19 protein-coding genes are annotated in these 18,678 nt (G+C 64.0%); 9 read left to right on the plus strand and 10 right to left on the minus strand.

Going from position 1 to position 18,678, the window contains the following annotated elements:
- The first annotated feature begins 57 nt into the window (after positions 1-57).
- Entirely contained in the window at positions 58-486 is a 429-nt protein-coding gene (locus tag HNQ40_RS02785; RefSeq protein ID WP_184676163.1) for an Hsp20/alpha crystallin family protein, read from the plus strand.
- A gap of 359 nt (positions 487-845) precedes the next feature.
- On the opposite strand, the gene HNQ40_RS02790 is transcribed toward HNQ40_RS02785, so the two are convergent.
- Complete coding sequence (locus HNQ40_RS02790) at positions 846-1,838, minus strand: HAD family hydrolase (RefSeq protein ID WP_184676165.1); 993 nt, start codon at positions 1,836-1,838, stop codon at positions 846-848.
- A 38-nt stretch (positions 1,839-1,876) separates the two neighbouring features.
- Between HNQ40_RS02790 and HNQ40_RS02795 the strand changes: the two genes are divergently transcribed.
- Positions 1,877-3,013 carry an amidohydrolase family protein gene (locus tag HNQ40_RS02795; RefSeq protein WP_184676167.1) on the plus strand — a complete coding sequence of 379 codons (1,137 nt, stop codon included), beginning with the start codon at positions 1,877-1,879 and terminating at the stop codon, positions 3,011-3,013.
- Between the two features lie 203 nt (positions 3,014-3,216).
- Here HNQ40_RS02795 and HNQ40_RS02800 read toward each other — a convergent pair whose 3' ends face one another.
- The 3 genes from HNQ40_RS02800 to HNQ40_RS02810 all read right to left on the minus strand — a co-directional run bounded on the left by HNQ40_RS02800 (position 3,217) and on the right by HNQ40_RS02810 (position 5,372).
- Complete coding sequence (locus tag HNQ40_RS02800) at positions 3,217-3,552, minus strand: hypothetical protein (protein WP_184676169.1); 336 nt, start codon at positions 3,550-3,552, stop codon at positions 3,217-3,219.
- Between the two features lie 387 nt (positions 3,553-3,939).
- The gene (tpx, locus tag HNQ40_RS02805) at positions 3,940-4,455 is read right to left on the minus strand and encodes a thiol peroxidase (protein WP_184676171.1); all 516 of its coding nucleotides are present in this window, start codon (positions 4,453-4,455) and stop codon (positions 3,940-3,942) included.
- Between the two features lie 89 nt (positions 4,456-4,544).
- On the minus strand, positions 4,545-5,372 hold the full coding sequence (locus HNQ40_RS02810; RefSeq protein WP_184676173.1) for an alpha/beta hydrolase: 828 nt from the start codon (positions 5,370-5,372) through the stop codon (positions 4,545-4,547).
- Positions 5,373-5,547: 175 nt separating this feature from the next.
- Between HNQ40_RS02810 and cysK the strand changes: the two genes are divergently transcribed.
- From cysK to HNQ40_RS02845, 7 genes are all read left to right on the plus strand, one after another.
- Positions 5,548-6,495, plus strand: a complete 948-nt coding sequence (gene cysK, locus HNQ40_RS02815) for a cysteine synthase A (protein WP_184676175.1) — start codon at positions 5,548-5,550, stop codon at positions 6,493-6,495.
- A 158-nt stretch (positions 6,496-6,653) separates the two neighbouring features.
- A complete protein-coding gene (locus HNQ40_RS02820; RefSeq protein ID WP_184676177.1) occupies positions 6,654-7,001 on the plus strand; it encodes a hypothetical protein in 348 nt (115 codons plus the stop codon).
- A gap of 58 nt (positions 7,002-7,059) precedes the next feature.
- Entirely contained in the window at positions 7,060-7,608 is a 549-nt protein-coding gene (locus tag HNQ40_RS02825; RefSeq protein ID WP_184676179.1) for a hypothetical protein, read from the plus strand.
- 76 nt (positions 7,609-7,684) lie between these two features.
- Positions 7,685-10,549, plus strand: coding sequence for a hypothetical protein (locus HNQ40_RS02830; RefSeq protein WP_184676181.1), 2,865 nt, complete (start codon positions 7,685-7,687; stop codon positions 10,547-10,549).
- A gap of 80 nt (positions 10,550-10,629) precedes the next feature.
- Positions 10,630-10,944 carry a PF20097 family protein gene (locus HNQ40_RS02835; RefSeq protein ID WP_184676183.1) on the plus strand — a complete coding sequence of 105 codons (315 nt, stop codon included), beginning with the start codon at positions 10,630-10,632 and terminating at the stop codon, positions 10,942-10,944.
- Between the two features lie 145 nt (positions 10,945-11,089).
- Complete coding sequence (locus HNQ40_RS02840; RefSeq protein ID WP_184676185.1) at positions 11,090-12,220, plus strand: LamG domain-containing protein; 1,131 nt, start codon at positions 11,090-11,092, stop codon at positions 12,218-12,220.
- A 9-nt stretch (positions 12,221-12,229) separates the two neighbouring features.
- Positions 12,230-13,270 (plus strand): aldo/keto reductase, encoded by a 1,041-nt coding sequence (locus HNQ40_RS02845; RefSeq protein WP_184676187.1) that lies wholly within the window; start codon positions 12,230-12,232, stop codon positions 13,268-13,270.
- 138 nt (positions 13,271-13,408) lie between these two features.
- On the opposite strand, the gene HNQ40_RS02850 is transcribed toward HNQ40_RS02845, so the two are convergent.
- From HNQ40_RS02850 to HNQ40_RS02875, 6 genes are all read right to left on the minus strand, one after another.
- Positions 13,409-14,008 (minus strand): methyltransferase domain-containing protein, encoded by a 600-nt coding sequence (locus tag HNQ40_RS02850; protein ID WP_184676189.1) that lies wholly within the window; start codon positions 14,006-14,008, stop codon positions 13,409-13,411.
- Between the two features lie 65 nt (positions 14,009-14,073).
- The gene (yidD, locus tag HNQ40_RS02855) at positions 14,074-14,274 is read right to left on the minus strand and encodes a membrane protein insertion efficiency factor YidD (RefSeq protein WP_184679164.1); all 201 of its coding nucleotides are present in this window, start codon (positions 14,272-14,274) and stop codon (positions 14,074-14,076) included.
- A 70-nt stretch (positions 14,275-14,344) separates the two neighbouring features.
- The gene (gene hemB / locus HNQ40_RS02860; RefSeq protein WP_184676191.1) at positions 14,345-15,358 is read right to left on the minus strand and encodes a porphobilinogen synthase; all 1,014 of its coding nucleotides are present in this window, start codon (positions 15,356-15,358) and stop codon (positions 14,345-14,347) included.
- Between the two features lie 9 nt (positions 15,359-15,367).
- On the minus strand, positions 15,368-16,399 hold the full coding sequence (locus HNQ40_RS02865) for a hypothetical protein (RefSeq protein WP_184676194.1): 1,032 nt from the start codon (positions 16,397-16,399) through the stop codon (positions 15,368-15,370).
- A 109-nt stretch (positions 16,400-16,508) separates the two neighbouring features.
- Positions 16,509-17,225 (minus strand): isoprenyl transferase, encoded by a 717-nt coding sequence (locus tag HNQ40_RS02870; RefSeq protein ID WP_246402738.1) that lies wholly within the window; start codon positions 17,223-17,225, stop codon positions 16,509-16,511.
- A 15-nt stretch (positions 17,226-17,240) separates the two neighbouring features.
- Complete coding sequence (locus HNQ40_RS02875) at positions 17,241-18,629, minus strand: adenylosuccinate synthase (RefSeq protein WP_221435349.1); 1,389 nt, start codon at positions 18,627-18,629, stop codon at positions 17,241-17,243.
- Between the last annotated feature and the right edge of the window lie 49 nt (positions 18,630-18,678).

An 18,678-nucleotide genomic window follows, 5' to 3' on the forward strand; every position in this document is an offset into this window, starting at 1 on the left:
TCGCGGCGGGTGAAACCTCCGAACCGTTCCGAGCGTATTGCTTACTGGAGAACTGATATGCAAGCTTCCCTCCGCCGAACCCTGGACAACCCGTTTCAAGCCCTGCGTGACTTCGACCGTGTGGTGAACCGCATGTGGGACACCGTCGAAGAAGGCGTCGGCACGACGAGCTTCCCGGTCGACATCCGCGAAGTCGACGACACCCTCACCGTCGAAGCGGAACTGCCCGGCTTCGCCAAGGACCAGATCGACGTCAGCGTCGAGCAAGGCGTCCTCAACATCGAGGCGCAGCGCCCCGCCCGCGAGGCCAAGGCCGAGGTGAAGGTCCACCTCAGCGAACGCCGAGCGACGCACTACGCCCGCCGGTTCACGCTGCCGACCGCGTACGACACGAACAACGTCGAAGCGTCGCTCGTCGATGGTGTGCTTACGCTCACGCTCGCCAAACGCGAAGAGAGCAAGCCGAAGAAGATCGAAGTGAAATAAGTTTGCTTTTCCGCAAGTTGTACTGATAGCCGTGAGACAGCCACGGCGACTAAAACGACCCATCCCTCCTCCGGCCGTTGATGCGAACCTTTCGTATCAGCGGCTTTTTATTGGGTTTCGCTCGGGCCTGTTGGGCATGAAGGTTTTTCAAGGCCATCGCCTGCGCGGCGGGCGGTCAGGGCTTCGCCCCGACACCCCAACAGCCACACGGGGCACTTCGTGCCGCCCGCTAAACGTAAGAAGGGTTCCCGTTCTGCGTTTTTGCCTTCGGGGTGCAGGGGCAGAGCCCCTGCCGCTCGTCGCGCAGGCGACTGCCTTGAATCATGCAAATATTCTGTGAGAACGAAATCCCGCAAGACTTATGCGATGTACTTCCACAGGATGTGGGCCACGCCCTCTTCGTCGTTGGTCGGTGCGACGAGGTCTGCGGCTTCTTTGGCTTCGGGGAACGCGTTGCCCATCGCGACGCCCAGGCCCGCGAACTTGAGCATGCCTACGTCGTTGGGGCCGTCGCCGATGGCGAGGGTGTGGGCAGGATCGATCTTGTATTTCTCGCAGAGGAACTTCAGCGCCCGGCCCTTGTCGGCCTGGTACGACGCGATCTGCGTGAGGTGGTCTTCGTTGGTCACCATCATCGTCGACTGCTTGTACCGCTCGACCAACACCTTGCGGATGATCGCCATGCGGTCAGCGGGGGCGAGGACCATGAGCTTGGTGATGGGCATCTTGAGTGGCTCGAGCAGCGAGCCGACGTAGTCGGGGTCGAACTTCTTGCTCGTCTCGGTCTCGAGGCTGGGGTCGTGCTTGTCGGTGTACCACTTGTCGAGGATCTCCAGCGCGATGATGCACTTATTGTCGGTCTTGCGGGCGACGGTGCAGATGGCGTAGGCGAGGTCGGGCGACAGGGGTTCGTGGCGGAGCGGCTTGCTGTGGTCGGGGTGCTGGATGAGCGCGCCGTTGTAGTTGATCTGGTGGGTGTTGAGCTTGAGGTGGTTATAGATCTCGAGCACGGTGCGTGGCGGACGGGCCGTGGCGATGACGACCTTGATGCCGCGCTTGCGGATCTCGGTGACGGCTTCGATGGCCTTGACGCTCAGGCGTTTGTCGCTGGTGAGCAGCGTGCCGTCGAGGTCGAGGGCGACCAGGTCGACCCGGCGGGCGCGGATCTGCTGGTCCTTGGTGCGCGAGGCGACGCCGGGCGCGGTCTTGAACTGGCCGACCGAGGACCGTCCGGGGTCCTTGGATTTTGGCTTGGACTTGGGTTGATCGAGTCCGAGTTCTTCGTCGAGATTGAATCGTTCGGGCGAGATGATGAGCCTCCCTGCGTACAGATGAGCGGAGAACCGCGACACCATGATAGCTCCGATTCGGAAGGCTACGATACGGGGTCATGAAATCAAACTCCCCCGCTCAGGAAAATCCCGCTGCCTCCGCCCACGCCCAGCCTGTCGCGGGTTATTCGGACACGGCGGGGACGTACTACCCCGCCCCCGAGTCGGCCGACCCTGCGAACACGTTGGGGCTGGACTACCGGGCGCTGGCGGCGGAGTTGTCGGACACCGGGCCGATCATCGACGTGCACACCCACGTGGGCACGCCCGAAGCGGCGGAGCTGTTTCTTGAAGTCGCGGATTTGTTTCAGGTCGAGCGGACCTACACCATGACCGGCCTGGACAACGCCCGGGTGCTGCACCCCGACTTCGGCGAACGCATCAAGTTCATCTGTGTGCCCGACTACCTGAAGAAAGACACGCCCGGCACGTTCACCACGCAGTGGCTCAAAGACATCGAAGCCTTCCGCCACGAGTTCGACAGCCAGGTGATCAAGTTCTGGTGCGCTCCGCGCGGCCGAGACTTCGCGGAGATGACGCCCGACCCCGAAGCCGCCGACGCGATGCTGCTGGACTCACCGATCCGCAAGCAGGGCATGAAGCTGGCCTACGACCTGGGCTACCGGGTCTTCATGACCCACGTCGGCGACCCCGACACCTGGTTCGCCACCGCGTATGCCGACGCCGATCGCTACGGCACGAAGCTGCAGCAGTTCGAGCCGCTCGAAGCAGCGCTCGAGGAGTACCGCGATGTCACTTGGATCGGGGCCCACATGGGCGGCTACCCCGAAGACCTCGATTGGCTGCAGGGCATGCTCGACCGCCACCCGAACTACGTCGTCGACACCTCGGCCTGCAAGTGGCAGATCCGCGAACTCTCCAAACACCCCGAAGCGTTCAAGGCCTTTTGCCAGCGCAACCCCGGGCGGGTGCTCTTCGGCACGGACATCGTCGCCAACCAGCACATGAACAACTCCATCGGCTTCGACCTGTTCGCCTCACGTTTCTGGGCCGTGCGGACGATGATCGAGACGCTCTACGACGGGCCATCGCCGATCGTCGATCCCGACCTGCCGAAGGTTGATCCCGCCGTGCCCAACCCCAGCACGACGCACCTGCGCGGCGCGGGGATCGGGGGCGACCTCTTGCGTGATATGTATTTCAACAACACGGCAAGAATCATAGAAGGCGCGTAACTTTTCCCAAGATTAGTTAATCATGGCTGTCGCCTGCGCGGCGGGCGGTCAGGGCTTCGCCCCGACACCCCAGCAGCCACGCGGGGCACTTCGTGCCGCCCGCTAAACTTAAGAAGAACTTACGTTGAGGTTATGCCTTCGGGGTGCAGGGGCAGAGCCCCTGCCGCTCGCCGCGCAGGCGTGCTGCAAACCGCTATTAAAACTTACAAATTAGCACCTGATTCGCTTTCAACGAACCAGCCCCCGGGCGCCGCGACGCATCGGAACACCCGCGGGGGGACGTCGATCGCGTTGCCCCAATCATCGGCACTCAGCACTAACTCAAAGTTTTCCGGCTCGACCTTGACGACCCGCAGATCCACCACGCAGGTGTAATTCAGCCGGACCAAAAAGTACGGCCCGCGATGGTCGGTCGCGACGGTCACGGTGATGCCCGGCTGGTCGGCGGGCTGGACGCGCAGGTCCATCCCCATCGGGGAGATGCGGGCCCTCGCCCCCACCTGTTCAAACGCGTTGGCTAAGTCGGTTGTACTGATCATCGAACTCCTGCACTTTCTGAATCACTAGACGCACAACACGCCGCGGGGATTCACCGCCCTCATCAAGGAAACTCAAAAACTTCAATTCACTGGGCATACAACAAAAAAAGCCCCGAAGGTTGGAGCCTTCGGGGCAAGGGGTGTGGTTTGATTGACCAACAACTTCCTAGCCGAGAGGCCCCATAACTGCGCCAATAGCCGACGACATCCAGCAGCGGTGCTGCGGAAGGACGGCGGCGACGAGTTTGGTGGTGAAGTTGCGTTTCATGGTTCTATGGTGGGCCAACATCGGCCCGGTTTGGATTATTTCACCTAGAGGGTAGAAAACCAAATGCTAATTTCAAGGGCCGATACCCGAATTTTCTCAAAAAAGCGGATTTCGCGTTTTTATAACGCACCCTTGGCTGCGGCCAGAGCGGCGTCGTAGTCCGGCTCCTCGGCGACTTCGCCGACCAGCTGGGTGTAGACAATCTTGTCGTCCTTGTCGACGACAAAGATCTGGCGGGCCAGCAGGCCGATCTCTTTGATACGGACGCCGTAGGCGGGGCCGAAGGTGTGGTCCTTGAAGTCCGAGAGGCATTCGACGTTCTCGACGCCGGCGGCGCCGCACCAGCGTTTCTGGGCCATGGGGGTGTCGACGCTGACGGTGAGGACGACCACGCCGTCGCCCAGGCCGCCGGCCTCCTCGTTGAACTTGCGGGTCTCGGTGTCGCAGACTGGGGTGTCGAGCGAAGGCACAACGCTGATCAGCTTGACCTTGCCGGCGTAGTCGGCGAGCGACTTGTCGGACATGTCGTTGGCCTTGAGGCTGAAATCGGGGGCGGCGTCGCCGACCTTCAGCTCGTCGCCGAGCAGGGTCATGGGGTTGCCTTTGAGGGTCACGGCGGCGGATCGTTCGGTCATGGGGAGGGTGCTCCAGGTAAAAGTGGCAGGTTGGAGCGGCATTGTAGGAGCGAGACCCGGCGGGGCAACCGGCGGACGTTTGGTTTCGGTCAGTCCGCCACGACCTGCCAGGGCAGGCCTTGGCGATCGAGGAACGAGAGGATGTCGTCCCAGCTACCGTGGCCGTTGGGCATGTCGTTGTGGTTGACCCCGGGGTAGATGATCAGCGTCGCGTCCTGTGCCGCTTCGGCGTTTTGCTTGGCCAAGCTGAGGCGGACCGCCTGGTCGATCTCGCCGTGGAGGATGAGCACAGGGCCGGCGTAATCTCGAAGCACCGGCTCCACCGGGAGCGGGTCTCTGATCATGAAACTCGGCACTGGGATCGGCCCCAGCGCGGCGTCGGTCACGCTCGTGAAGGTCGAGGCCAGGATCATGGCTCGCGGCGTGCGGGCGGCGGCGAGTTGTGCCGCCACCCCCCCGCCGAGGGACCGGCCGTGGAACACGATCCGCTCCGAATCGACGGAAGGCAATGCCACCAAGCGGTCGTAGAAATGGATCGCGTCCTCGACGATCTCGGTCTGGGACGGGCTGCCCTCGGATCGGCCGTAGCCACGGTATTCGGGAAGCATGACCGTGTAGCCACGCTCGGTGTACCAGCGCATCTCGCCGGTCCAGATGTTGACCAACTCGCCGTTGCCGTGGGTGAACACGACCGCGGGTCCGGGGGTTTCGGGTGATGCGCCTTTGCCGTGCATCACCCAGGCTTCCACCACGCCCTCGTCGGTGTCGCGGGTCCAGACTTCCACGTCTTCGGGCGGGTCCATCGAGACCGCGTGCTGGAAGTAGGCCCCGGGAAACACCAGCAGCCGCTGCACGGCGTACAGCACGGCGAAAAGTACGATCACAAACAAAAGGATGGCGGTGCCGATGCGTTTCATGCGTCTGCCCCAGGAACGTTTAACCGGAATCTCGTCCAATGAATGCTGCCTCCTGCTGGCGTGGAGCGGGTGGGGAGGTGGGCTGCACGCGAAAATTCCACTACCGCTGCAATCATTTCCGCCTCCGACAACGTTTATACTGTTTACACACCAACCTTGTTACACGGAGCACGTCATGTCTACCTCAGCCCCCACCCTTCTCCACGGCAAAACCTACGGCAACGTCGTCGACACTGTCGGCAACACCCCCCTGATCAAGCTCAACCGGCTCGCCCCCGACAACGGGTCGTCGGTCTACATGAAGTGCGAGTTCTTCAACCCGCTCGCCTCGGTCAAGGACCGGATCGGCCGGGCGATGATCGAGGCCGGCGAAAAGGCGGGCAACGTCAACGCCGACACCCACATCATCGAACCCACCTCGGGCAACACCGGCATCGCGCTGGCCTTCGTCTGCGCCGCCAAGGGCTACAAGCTCACGTTGACCATGCCCGAGTCGATGTCGCTCGAACGCCGGGCATTGCTCAAGGGCCTGGGTGCGAACCTCGTGCTGACCGAGGCGGCCAAGGGCATGAAGGGCGCGATCGAGAAGGCCGCCGAGCTCGTCGCCGCGACCGACAACGCCTGGATGCCCCAGCAGTTCGAGAACCCCGCCAACCCCGAGATCCACTACCGCACCACCGGCCCCGAGATCTGGGCCGACACCCAGGGCAAGGTCGACTTCCTCGTGGCCGGCGTCGGCACAGGCGGCACGGTCAGCGGCAGCGGCAAGTTCCTCAAGGAGCAAAAGCCCGAGGTCAAAGCGATCGCGGTCGAGCCCGTCGAGTCGCCGGTCATCTCCGGCGGCGGCCCGGGCCCGCACAAGATCCAGGGCATCGGGGCTGGCTTCGTGCCGATGAACCTCGACGTGCCGCTGCTCGACGGCGTTGAGCAAGTCACCAGCGACGACGCCTTCGCCTGGGGCAAACGCTTGGCCAAGGAAGAAGGCATCCTCGGCGGCATCTCGTCGGGCGCCAACGCCTGCGCCGCCTGCCGCATCGCCGAGGCCAACCCCAGCGCGACCATCGTGACCATCGGCTGCTCCTTCGGCGAACGCTACCTCAGCACGCCGTTGTTCGCCGACTGATCACGAACCAATTCAGTCCAACCAAACTCAGATTCTTCGCCCCGGAATTTCTCCGGGGCTTTTTTCTGCGCCGCCCGCTCTCGTAACACGGCCCTCAGGGATTGCGTAAGCCATCCCGTCATTTCTTTGCCTGAACGAATGCCTTTCGAGAGCCTCCCATGTTCGAGGATTTTCCTAATGAATTCTGGCCCGCGATGCAGTACGAACTCTGGCGATACAACGCCGAGGACTCACTCGCGGTGGCGTATCACTGGCTCAATACCTGTGAGGCAATCGCGTGGTTCGTGATTGCCGGTATCGTCGCACGCCGTCTATTCCGAGAGCACCGTGCTCCGCATTGGGAGGCGTACTACTTCGGTTTGTTCGTTGTGTTCGGCATTTCTGATCTCTGGGAAGCTCAAGTCGTTCCGGTGTGGCTGATCGCGGCGAAAGGCCTCATCTTTCTCAATATCCTGGGGGTACGCCGGGTGTTGATTCGGCGGTACTACCCCGAAGCCCGGTTTTAGGTGATGTCTCGTAAAATCGATCTTGCATCCCTGCCGGGATATCGGATACACCATTGTGATGTATTCGTCCGTCTATTCCGGAACCGGGCTCAAATGTCTTTCGGTGTTGGCCTGCCTGGTGTGGGGCCTGGCGTTGAGCGGGTGCACCCACCCGCTGGCTCAGCGTTCGGCTTCGCAATGGAAGGCCGTCCGGGTCCTGGACGAGACCGGCGATGTCACAGACCGAGACGCTACCCTCAAGAAAAACTACGACACCACCATGGTTTTTCTGCTGCGCGAAACCCAGCCCCCCACCACGCCCGAGCCGCCCGAAGCCGAGATCGCACGCGCCACGGTGTACCACGGCGACATGATCGGGTTTGTCTACGAGGGCGGGCAGACGATCGCCGTGGCGGGGTCTCGGGAATGGGAAATCACGCCGGAGCCCGGGGTCCACTACGTGTGGTACTGCACGCAAGACACCGGCGACGACCTCGCCACCGGGGCACTCCAGGTGGTGGGCGTGGTCTTGGTGCTGGGCGGACTTTTGTTCCTCAACTCCCTCGACGACGATGACGACGACTGTGATTACCACCGCACCCGTTACTGCAGCTGCGGCAAGCATTGAGGGGCGGGGGTAAAAAATGGCCACGCCGAGGCGTCAAGAATCGTGGATAGGATCGGTTTTCAGGAGTGACCGCGGGATGAATCGACGAGTCTGGCGATGGATGAGCGGCGGCGCCTGCTTGCTATTGGCGGCAGTTTTATGCGCTGGGGCGGATGCGCAGGAAGAACTGGCGGTGGCGTTGCTCGACTGGAGCGTTACGGACGATCGTTACGCCTCGCACGTGGAAGCCGAGCAGCTGCACGCGTTCATCGAGGCGGCCTTGGTGGGTCAGGGGCCGGTGCGTTGGATCGAGCGCGAGTCGCTGGATGCCGCGGCGGACGAACTGATGCTGGCCCGGCTGGGCGGCTCGGAAGACCCCGCAGACTGGTTGCGCCTAGGCCGGTGGGTCAAGGCCGACCTGCTGCTCACCGGCGGGGTCAGGCGGCAGGCTGAGGGCTGGGTGGTCCACGGCCAGGTGATCGATAGCGAGCGAGCAGACGTGCTCAGCCAGTGGTCGACCCCGCCAGCGGGCGACGTAGATTCCGCGTTCACGGCCGAGTCGGTCGATCTGCGGACCTACCTCCGAGCGGCCCGCCGCGAGCTGGGCGATGCGAAGCGGGCCTACGAGGCGTCACGCGATCAGCAGACCCTGGCGGTCTTGTTTTTCGAGAACCGGACCGAGGTCGGCCGGCGTCTGGATCACCTGGAGCAGCGGCTGATGGATGCGTTGCAGTCGCGGTGCGATATCACCCCCGGGCAACGGCTGCTGCGTTTCCCCGCGGCGGTGGAGGGCGGCGACGAATACCGGCTGGTTCTGTCGGGGCTGGTCGACGCCGGCGGCGCAGCGCGTCGGGTGGCGAGCGTCTACGTGTGGGGGCACTACACCGAACTCGACTGGCAGGGCGTGGTCTTCGAAGACGTGCCGGTCCGGCTCACGGTGTACGCTTGGGACGGACGGGGCGAGCCCGAAGCATTCACGTTCGAAGGCAAAGCCGGGGAGCTCGACCAGCTTGCCAGCCAAAGCATGGAAGAGGTCTCGGCCTGGGCAGCCGACCGACCCGAGGCCGTTGAACTGGACCCGGCCCAATCGGCCGACACGGCCCAAACGATCTACCGCCGAGTTCAGGCGTTGCAGTCGATCCAGGTCGGTAACACGCGATCGGTCACCCCGGCTTTTCTCGACCGCTGGCGTAACACCGTGCGTCTCCTCGAGACCGCATACTTCTTCGATCCCGACAACGCCGAGATCCACCGCGAGTTGACCGCCGAGCGGTGGCGAGGCGATTTACAAAGAGACGGCCACGAATTTCTGGAATCCCCCCGCCGGGTGCGCGACCGCTACCAAGCGGTGCTGTCCCACATCAACCGCTTCGGCTACGGGCAGGCGTGGTCGCTCACGAAGATCACGCCAAGCGGTGGCATGGCCGTGGCCGACCACCGCCTCGAAGCAACGGATATCCGAAAGGCTTTGCTGTTTGAAGGACGCGACATGCTCTGGGCCGCGAGCCGGGGCTGGTTCAAAGACATGCCCGAGCAAACCGTCGAGTCCGAATTGAAACGGGCAAAGACCGATCACCGCCGCCGAGTGATGGAGATGCTCCGGGCCGAGGATGATCCGGAACTCGCCGAAGCCGCGCTCTGGTCGATCACTCGGCCCTACACCCCGTCGGAGCAGGTGCAATGGCTGGAAGACCTCGGCCCCATGCTCGACCCGAATTCTCCCGACAAAGACCGGCGGCATTGGGCCAACAAGGCGCGCGAGGTCTACCGTGCCGCGGGAGACGAAGCCGGGGCTGAACGCTGGCTTGCAAGGTTGAATGAGCCCGAACCGGAAACCCCGAAGCCGCCTTTGTCCGATGCCGCGGAGTCACGGCGTGAACGCTGGGTCGATTCGTTGCGTATCCCGGATTCGATCAGGCCGCCACAGGTCACGCTTGAAGTCGCCGACACCCAGAGCGGTCCGCCGCCCGCGACCGACCCGGGTTTATACGCCCGCCGTTACGGACTCGACCTCGCGGAAACGCCGGCGACGGCGGCCCTCGATCGGCCGGCCGCCGATCCCCAATCGATGTGGTGGACCACCGATGGGGGCGGGCTGATCCGCACCAACCTCGAAGACCAAACCACGCAAACCTTCGGCCCCGAAGACGGGCTCACCGCCACGCGGTTCCACGCAGCAGCAGAAACCGCCGACTCGCTCGTGTTCCTCGGCGGCGAGTGGGGCGAGTCCCAGCAGCTGTGCTTCTACAACCCCGAGTCCGGACAGTGGAGCGCGATCGCCTTGCCGCCACCCACCGATTCCGGGGTCCAACCGATCCACGCCAAGCTCCTGGCGGTCTGCGGCGATTGGATCATCGTGGCAGGCGATGACTACGGCAGCGATCCGCAGATGATGATGTACAGCCTGAGCCGGGAGACCTGGACCGATCTCCACGCCGAATGGATCACCTACCTCGAAGAGTTCCCGGAGGTGTTGCCCAACAAACCAAGACGCCCCGCCGGTAAGCTCCTGGTCCGTGCGTTAACCGGCGACCCCGAACGCGGCGTATTCTGGATCGGCAGCCCGTATGGCTTGACCCGGTACGACCCCGACCGAGATCGATTCAGCACCTGGTTCAGCCTGCCGCCCCGCTCATCCGAGGCCCAAGCGATGTTTCTCGCCAAGCCGAGGATCTTCGAAGACGTGACCGCGATCGCGCCGGTCGGGAATCACCTCTTGGTGGCCACCTACAGCTGGCGTTCCGCCTCGTATTTCTCGCACGACCCGGAAATCGGGGGGAGCTATCTCTTTCTGGTCGACGCCGAAACCACCGCCCCCCTTCGCTACGCCAAGCTCAAACACAAGGCTCCGATCTACCGCATCACGCCACGCGGCAACGAAGCCTGGCTGAACCGGCAGGTGTTCGATACAAGCCACCCCGAGATCCGCGCGGTCGATTGGTCGGTGCTGCGCCCCGAATAAATCTCACGTACTGCCCTTCGATGTTCGGCGACGGGCTATGATTTAAACCGATCTCACTCCACAAGCCGCTTCTCGAAACCATGTCTGACCCCGCCCACGAACCGATCCGTTGCCCCGAGTGCCGACAACGCATGACGCCCGGGCACATCTCGGTGTCGCAAGGGGTGCACTGGATGCGTCGGGCCGAGGGGCCGTACGGCGACTTCGCCGAAAACATCCCCGGCACCCACGCGGTCATGCGGGCCAACCGCCTGCCCGCCTGGCGTTGCCACAGCTGCCACCTGGTCATGTTCCGCTACGGCCACGACGTGCAGCGCCAGGAAGCGATCAAACGGGGTACCTCGCTCCCCGGCACTGGGACCGAGAACGCCAGCGACTCCGGGACCCCCGGCTGAGCCCCGCGCCGCCCCACCCCTACAACCGGCACAACCCCACCCCCTCCCCAAGCCCCTCGCTCGGCATCGGCGTATCGCCTCGCTTGGGGCCGCGCATCGGCCGTAGATATCAGGTGTAACCCGCTTGATCCGTGCGATCGTAACCATGCTGCGCCCCGACTCCTCGCTCGACTTACCTCCCCGTTTCGAAACGCTCGAAGCCCGGCAGCTCTGCGCAGTTGATCTGGCGGGAAGCCTGGTAGCCCACTGGACCTTTGAGGACGCTCCCGCCGCGGCGGTCTACGCGGACACCTCAGCCGACGGATCGGACCACAGCGCAACACCGGCTGGCGACGCGGACATCCAGCCCCAGAACCGCACCAACCAAACCCTGCACCTCGACGGAGCGGGCGATTACCTCTCCGCCCCGAATTCCTCGGAGATCAATCTGGTGACCCAGGGCCAGCGCACCATCGCTTTCTGGTTCCGCGCCGACGACGCCGAGCTGAGCAGCCGCAAGCAAATCATTTTTGAAGAAGGCGGCACGACACGGGGCCTGAACATCTACCTCTACGACGGCCGGGTCTACGTCGGCGGGTGGAACCTGCCGGGCAGCGAATCCAACTGGGCCGGGACGTGGCTGAGCGCGGCGGGCATCCGCACCGGGCAATGGCACCACGTGGCGCTCACACTCGACGGCGGCGCCACGCTTGAGGCCGACGCGATGCGGGGCTACCTCGACGGGCAGGAATTCGCGCGCGGCGAGGGCTCGCAGCTCTGGCCCCACTCCGGATCGATCACCATCGGCGATCACTCCGACGGCACGATCTTCCACGACGGCGTCCAGTCCGGCTCGTTCACCGCGTCGTTTGCGGGCCAGCTCGACGACGGCCGGGTCTACAACCGCCCGCTCGACGCTTCGGAAGTCTTCACGCTCGCGCGCGGCCCCGCCGCCTCGCAGGGCAACCCGGCCTCGCAGCCGATCGCCCTCTCGGTCCACGACATCGAGTACGCCATCGCACCCGTTGCCAAGCTTGCCCCGGTCGCCACCGACGTGCCCGAAAGCCCCGACCTCGGTGCACCCCCCGTCTTCCCGGCTCGCGCAACCGTCGTGCCCGATCGCGTTGCCGATCCGCTCGCCTCGGCAAGCCAAACGCCACCCGCAGACGCGGGCTGGCCGTCAATCCTGTGGTGGGACATGCTGGCGGCGATGGATGACCAAGCCGAGCAAGAGGGCGACGACACCGACGACCAGGCCGTGGTCGAAGTCGAGGTGGACGACGCGCCGCTGCGGTAACATTCGGGCATGAGTACGCCCTATCACCCACGTCCCGACCGCTACGACGCTGTTCCCGAAGGCTGGTTCCGCCGATGCGGTCGCACCGGCCTGCTGCTGCCCGCGCTCAGCCTGGGCTGCTGGCACAACTTCGGCGACGCCGGCACCGACCCCCGCCAACTCCCCGAGTCCGACTTCCACGCCAACGCCCAGGCGATGCTGTTCACCGCGTTCGACCACGGCATCACCCACTTCGACCTGGCCAACAACTACGGCCCACAGCCCGGCGCCGCCGAGCTCCGCGTCGGCCGTATCCTCCGCGAAGACTTCCGCGGCTACCGCGACGAACTGATCATCTCGTCCAAAGCGGGGTACACGATGTGGCCCGGGCCCTACGGCGACTGGGGCAGCCGCAAGTACCTGCTCGCGTCGCTCGACCAGTCGCTGGATCGGCTGGGCTTGGACTACGTGGACATCTTCTACTCCCACCGCCCCGACCCCGAGACGCCCCTGGAAGAAACGATGGGGGCGCTCGACACCGCGGTGCGTTCGGGCAAGGCGTTGTACGCGGCGATCAGCAACTACTCCGGCGAGCAAACCCTCGAAGCCCGCCGGGTCTGTGAACGTGAAGGGTTCATCAAGCCGATCCTGCACCAGCCGCGCTACTCGATGCTCGACCGCTGGATCGAGCCCGAGCTGCTTCCCGTCACCGGCGAGCTGGGCATGGGCGTGATCGCGTTCTGCCCGCTGGCGCAGGGCCTGCTCACACCCAAGTACCTCGGCGGCATCCCCGACGACTCGCGCGTCAAGCAGGCGGCGGGCTTCCTCACCGAGGACCGCGTCACGCCCGAGCTGATCGAAAAGCTCCAGAAGCTCAACGCGATCGCGGAGGAGCGTAGCCAGTCGTTGGCGCAGCTCGCGCTGTCGTGGGCGCTGCGCGACACGCGGATGACCTCGCTGATCATCGGTGCGAGTCGGCCGTCGCAGATCGAAGCGAATGTTGAAGCCGCCGAAAAGCTCGCGTTCACCGACAGCGAACTGTTGGCGATCGAAACCGTGCTCGCCGAGTAGCGTGATCCAACTCCAGGTTTAGTGGGTGACGCGCAGCGTCCCGCGAAATGCACTCGGGTTACGCGGGGCACTTCGTGCCGCCCGCTAAACCTAACGTTGATTGGCACTACAACCGCCGTTGCGACACGCTAAGCCCGATCATTTCGTCGCGGTGTAGAAATCAAACGTGTGTTGCAGGTCTTGCTCCTCGCAGACGAACCGCGCTGCCACGAACGGCGGGAAGGGCCACGGGGCGAACCGTCCAAACGCCGGGAGCTCGGCGATCGGGAACGGCCGATGCTCGGGCACATCGTCCCAGCTGTTGATCAGCACACCGTCCGGGCGGAGGCAGCGGTGGATGTTCTCGACCGATCGGTTGGCGACCTCGGGATCGTCGAGGCCCCACCCCATGACCCCGAGCATCAGGACCGCGTCGAGGCTGTTCGCCTCGAAGTGTTGGTCGACGTGTTCGACCGAATCCACGATGTGTTGTTTCGCGCCGTAACGCTTGCGGGCCGGGTCGATCTCGAGGGTCCAGAAGTCTTTGTCGGCGAAGGTTTTTTTGTAGTGCCAGGTGTACCAGTGGCAGCCGACAAACAGCACCCGCTTGAGGTCCTCCCGGCCGACCAGGTAGGGGAAGATCGTTTCATCCAGAACCCGCCGGTCCTGCTCGTCGAGCTTGGGGCCCACGCCACAGATCAGCATCAGGTCGCGGACGTTTCGGCCGACCGGCTTGACCAGCGATTTCACGATCGACATCGAACCCTCCAACTCAAAAACCTCGACCAACGTCAAACACTACGCCAAGAGCAAGAATACACGACTCAGGCCGGGTCGTGTCCGCAGCCGCCCCAGGGGTGGCAGCGCCCGATGCGTTTGATCCCCCGCCAACCGCCCCGCCAGGGTCCGTACTTCGCCACCGCATCGAGCATGTATTGGCTGCACGTCGGCTGGTACCGGCAGTAACCCCCCAGCCAGATCCCCAATGTGCCCCGGTACACACCCACCCCGAGGTGGATGACCAAGACCGCGACTCGGTTGATGATATTCACCCGTAAGACTTTCACTGCGAAGCGACACCGCAGAGCCGCGGCGCTACTTCTCGCTCAACCAGCCCGCGACCTGAGGCGCAAAGTACGTCAGGATCGCATCCGCCCCCGCACGACGGATCCCAAGCAGGCTTTCCATGACGACCGCGCGTTCGTCGACCCAGCCGCTCGCCGCCGCGGCTTTGATCATGAGGTATTCGCCGCTGACCTGGTACGCCGCGACGGGCAGGTGCGTGTGTTCACGCACGGCGCGGATCACATCCAGGTACGGCCCGGCGGGCTTGACCATCACAAAGTCCGCGCCCTCGTTCTCATCCAGTTCGACTTCGCGCAGGGCCTCGCGCACGTTCGCGGGGTCCATCTGGTAGGTCTTCTTGTCACCCGGGATGGGCTTGCCGCCCTCGGCGGACGATTTGGGCGCGCTGTCGAGGGCGCCGCGGAACGGGCCGTAGTAGGCCGAAGCGTACTTGGCGGTGTAGGACATGATCGAGACGTCGGCGTGGCCCGCGGCGTCGAGCGTATCGCGGATCGCGCCGACTCGGCCGTCCATCATGTCGCTGGGCGCGACGATATCCGCGCCCGCCTCGGCGTGAAGCAGGGCCTGCTTGACCAAGACCTCAACCGTCGGGTCGTTCTCGATGCCCCCGTCATCATTGACGATGCCATCGTGCCCGTCGCTGGAGTACGGGTCCAGCGCGACGTCGGTGATCACGCAGACGCCGGGGTGCGCCGCCTTGATCGCCCGGATCGCGCGGGGGTAGAGCCCCTCGGGGTTGTAGGCCTCGTCGCCCGTCACCGACTTCAACCCATCGGCGATCTTGGGGAACAGTACCACCTTGTCGATGCCCAGGGCGATGACCCGCCCCACCTCGCCGACCAGCCCATCGACCGACCAACGCGTCAGTCCGGGCAGCGAGTCGAGCGCGACATCGTTCGGGTCGTCGTGCAGAAACAGCGGGTAGATCAACTGCCCGGCATCGAGCCGGGTCTCGGCAACCATGGCCCGGATCGCGGCGGTCCGGCGGTTGCGTCTGGGGCGTTGGGGTAGGTCCTGCGGCATACACCCATCCTAGCGGGATTCGGCCTCACTCGGCGCACTCGCCTCGCCCTCTGATGAAGCGGCCGCTTCGTCTTCACTCGCGTCCTCGCCCTGCTGCACAGGTTCCGCCGTCTCGGTCGACTCGGGGAACAGTCGATCCAGTTCATCTTGGATCGGCATCAGGCCGGGCGTGCCCACGGGGACGCCTTCCAGCTTGGCTTTGTCGGACTCGGACAGGCTGCCGCTCTTCATCACGGAGCCGAGCACCGCCACGCGGGTTTCCGGCCTGTCCTGGTGCTCCATAATCAAATCCCACGCCTGCACAGACAATTCGTCCTGCCCCGAGGCGACCAGCACCGCGTAGATTATGGCAACCTTTCGATCGTAGGAACGAGCAAGGTTCTTTGTGACCCGCTCTCGGTCCTCCGCGGACATGGTTCCACCGTGGTGCTCTCGCGATTTGGCGTACAACGCCAAAATCCCGCCTCTCAAGTAGGAATCGGCACACTGCGTAATCGATCCGAGGGGATCCGGGTAATAGTGCTGGAGGTCCGACCAACGCCCTGCCTCCATCAAGTCGGTCTCCAAAAATCGGCGGGTTAGCTTGACCTGATCGGATTTTGTCTCATCCAAAACCGCCTGATCGAACCACAGTAACGACCGCTCTTGTTCGCCCACCACCCGGTTGAGGACCATCCAATCGACCAACGCATCGTCCTGAAAAGGGTACGGCTGATTACCCGCCAACTGATCGCGTTGGGACGCAAAATACTGCCGCGGCTTGACGTGTAACGCAACCAGGTCAATCATCTCCTGGATCTTGTCGTCCGAGTGTATGTTCATCCCCAACTCTTTATTGACGTAACGCTCTCGCCAGAACTTCCGGTAGAACTTGCCGGCCAGTTGCCAGTCCCCTTCCGCCAGAGCGGCCTTGGCTTTCGCCTCATGGATCCGAAGCGTTTGCCGTTTCTTATTGACATCAGCCAATGCTGGGCCAGCGACCAGCATTGCCGACAAAACCACCACGGCTTGAACCCAAACCCGCTGCTTAGCAATCCACATCGTGAGGCGCCTCCAGAATACCGACGCGGTTATAGAACTCGAATCAATCAGAAGCCCGGAAGACCGTCCCATGCTAGTGCCACACCCGCCTGCGTGCGACCCCCAAGGCTTACACCACCGCGCCGAACTTTCGCGTGCGGTTGGTGTAGGCGTCGAACGCTTTGTCTAACTCAGCCACGTCGAAGTCGGGCCAGCAGACGTCGGCGACGTAGAGCTCGGCGTAGCTGAGTTGCCAGAGCAGGTAGTTGCTTAGGCGCATCTCGCCGGCGGTGCGGATCAACAGGTCCGGGTCGGGGAGGCCGGCGGTGTAGAGGTGGTTGCTAATGGTCTCAGGGGTGATGTCGGCGGGCGTCATCAGGCCGGCCTGGACCTTCTGGGCGATGGTCTGCACCGCGTCGGTGATCTCGGTCCGGCTGCCGTAGTTGAGCGCCAGGGCCATGGTCAGCCCGGTGTTGCCCTCGGTCATCGCGGCGGTGGCGTCGAGCTCATCGAGGACTTTTTCGGGCAGGCCTTCGCGTCGGCCGACCTGGATGAACCGCACGTTGTTTTCGAGGAACAGCGGGCGTTCGGAGACGAGGTACTCGACGTACAGATCCATCAGGAAGCTGACTTCGTCGTGGCTGCGGGTCCAGTTCTCGGTGCTGAACGAGTAGAGCGTGAGCGCTTCGAGTCCGAGGTTCGAGCAATGCGTCACGATCGGCCGAACCGCCTCGGCACCCGCAAGGTGGCCCTTGCTGCGGTTCATCCCGCGTGCGGTCGCCCACCGGCCGTTGCCATCCATGATGATGGCCAGGTGCTTGGGCAAAGGTTTGGTTTCGTCAGCCATGGCATTCATGCTCTGTTAACGAAAGATGCTTTGAGAGCGCTTGGGTCCCACGCTCACCATCACAATCGGCACGCCGAGGAAGTCTTCGACAAACTTCAGGTAGCCGCGGGCCGCTTCGGGGAGCTGGTCGTAGTCGGTGCATTCGGTCACATCTTCGGGAAAACCCGGAAGCGTTTCGTAGACCGGCTTCGCCTTGGAGAATACGCCGATGTCGGCCGGGAAGTTCGTGGTGCGCTGCCCGTCGATCTCGTAAGCCGTGCAGACCTTCAGTTTGGGCAGGCCGGCGAGGACGTCGAGCAGCATGATCGCCATGCCGGTCGCGCCGCTGACGGTGGCGGTGTATTTCAGGGCGACGAGGTCGAGCCAGCCGGTGCGGCGGGGTCGGCCGGTGGTGGTTCCGAACTCGCGGCCGACCTGGCGGATGCGTTCGCCGGTCTCGTCGTCGAGCTGGGTGGGCATGGGCCCGCCGCCGACGCGGGTCTGGTAGGCCTTGACGATGCCGATGACGTTGGTGACGTGGTGCCCCGCGACGCCGGTGCCGGTGTGCACGCCCAGCGACGAGCAGTTGCTGGAGGTGACATACGGGTAGGTGCCGTGGTCGATGTCGAGCAGCGTGGCGTTGGCACCCTCGAAGAGGATGCGGTCGCCCTTCTGGATACGGTCGTGCAGCACGCCCGCGCCGTCGGTGAGGTGGGGAACCAGTTGCTCGGCCAGCGGCTTGAGCCAGGCGAGCAACTCATCAACATTGATCGGCGTGAACGCTTCGTTGGCGTACTGGGCCAGCGCCGCGAGCGTGGCGTTCTTGATCGGGACGATGCGGTGCAGCTTGTGCTTGAGCTCGTCGAAGTCCTTGAGGTCGCTCATCCGCACAGCGGTCGAGCGCAGCGCCTTGTCGGCGTAGCACGGCCCGATGCCGCGGCCGGTGGTGCCGATGCCTTCGATCGTTTGATCCAAGGCGTTGGGCATGACGTAGGCCGCTTCCTGCAAAGCATCTTGCGCTTTGTGGTACGGCATGACGACGTGGGCGCGGTCGCTGATGACGAAGTTGTCGTCGAGCTTGAGTTCCTGGGCGCGGAGGCCGGTGATTTCTTTGACGACTTGCTCGGGGTCGATGACGACGCCGTTGCCGAGCACGTTAAGCTTGTCGGGGTAGAGGATGCCCGAGGGGATGAGGTGCAGGGCGTACTTCTTGTCGCCGACGCAGACGGTGTGGCCCGCGTTGGCTCCACCGTTGTACCGGGCGACGACATCGAAGCCGGCGGTGAGCAGGTCGACGACTTTGCCCTTGCCTTCGTCGCCCCATTGGAGGCCCACCACGGCGGCGTGGCCGGGCTTGAGGTTCAGGCGGTCGATCATGTCTTGCACCTCGGCGGAGGGTGCGGCGGAACTCGTGGTGGTGGCCATCGGCGGAGATTCTCGGAGCGGGGTGCGGAGCGCCCGGGCGGGTCGGGGG

This window comes from Algisphaera agarilytica (assembly GCF_014207595.1).
Classification (GTDB): domain Bacteria; phylum Planctomycetota; class Phycisphaerae; order Phycisphaerales; family Phycisphaeraceae; genus Algisphaera; species Algisphaera agarilytica.

Coding starts and splice junctions, on each gene's coding strand:
- HNQ40_RS02785 (WP_184676163.1), top strand. CDS start 58: ATGCAAGCTTCCCTCCGCCGAACCCTGGACAACCCGTTTCAAGCCCTG.
- HNQ40_RS02795 (WP_184676167.1), top strand. CDS start 1,877: ATGAAATCAAACTCCCCCGCTCAGGAAAATCCCGCTGCCTCCGCCCAC.
- HNQ40_RS02800 (WP_184676169.1), bottom strand. CDS start 3,552: ATGATCAGTACAACCGACTTAGCCAACGCGTTTGAACAGGTGGGGGCG.
- tpx (WP_184676171.1), bottom strand. CDS start 4,455: ATGACCGAACGATCCGCCGCCGTGACCCTCAAAGGCAACCCCATGACC.
- HNQ40_RS02810 (WP_184676173.1), bottom strand. CDS start 5,372: ATGAAACGCATCGGCACCGCCATCCTTTTGTTTGTGATCGTACTTTTC.
- cysK (WP_184676175.1), top strand. CDS start 5,548: ATGTCTACCTCAGCCCCCACCCTTCTCCACGGCAAAACCTACGGCAAC.
- HNQ40_RS02820 (WP_184676177.1), top strand. CDS start 6,654: ATGTTCGAGGATTTTCCTAATGAATTCTGGCCCGCGATGCAGTACGAA.
- HNQ40_RS02825 (WP_184676179.1), top strand. CDS start 7,060: ATGTATTCGTCCGTCTATTCCGGAACCGGGCTCAAATGTCTTTCGGTG.
- HNQ40_RS02830 (WP_184676181.1), top strand. CDS start 7,685: ATGAATCGACGAGTCTGGCGATGGATGAGCGGCGGCGCCTGCTTGCTA.
- HNQ40_RS02835 (WP_184676183.1), top strand. CDS start 10,630: ATGTCTGACCCCGCCCACGAACCGATCCGTTGCCCCGAGTGCCGACAA.
- HNQ40_RS02840 (WP_184676185.1), top strand. CDS start 11,090: ATGCTGCGCCCCGACTCCTCGCTCGACTTACCTCCCCGTTTCGAAACG.
- HNQ40_RS02845 (WP_184676187.1), top strand. CDS start 12,230: ATGAGTACGCCCTATCACCCACGTCCCGACCGCTACGACGCTGTTCCC.
- HNQ40_RS02850 (WP_184676189.1), bottom strand. CDS start 14,008: ATGTCGATCGTGAAATCGCTGGTCAAGCCGGTCGGCCGAAACGTCCGC.
- hemB (WP_184676191.1), bottom strand. CDS start 15,358: ATGCCGCAGGACCTACCCCAACGCCCCAGACGCAACCGCCGGACCGCC.
- HNQ40_RS02865 (WP_184676194.1), bottom strand. CDS start 16,399: ATGTGGATTGCTAAGCAGCGGGTTTGGGTTCAAGCCGTGGTGGTTTTG.
- HNQ40_RS02870 (WP_246402738.1), bottom strand. CDS start 17,225: ATGGCTGACGAAACCAAACCTTTGCCCAAGCACCTGGCCATCATCATG.
- HNQ40_RS02875 (WP_221435349.1), bottom strand. CDS start 18,629: ATGGCCACCACCACGAGTTCCGCCGCACCCTCCGCCGAGGTGCAAGAC.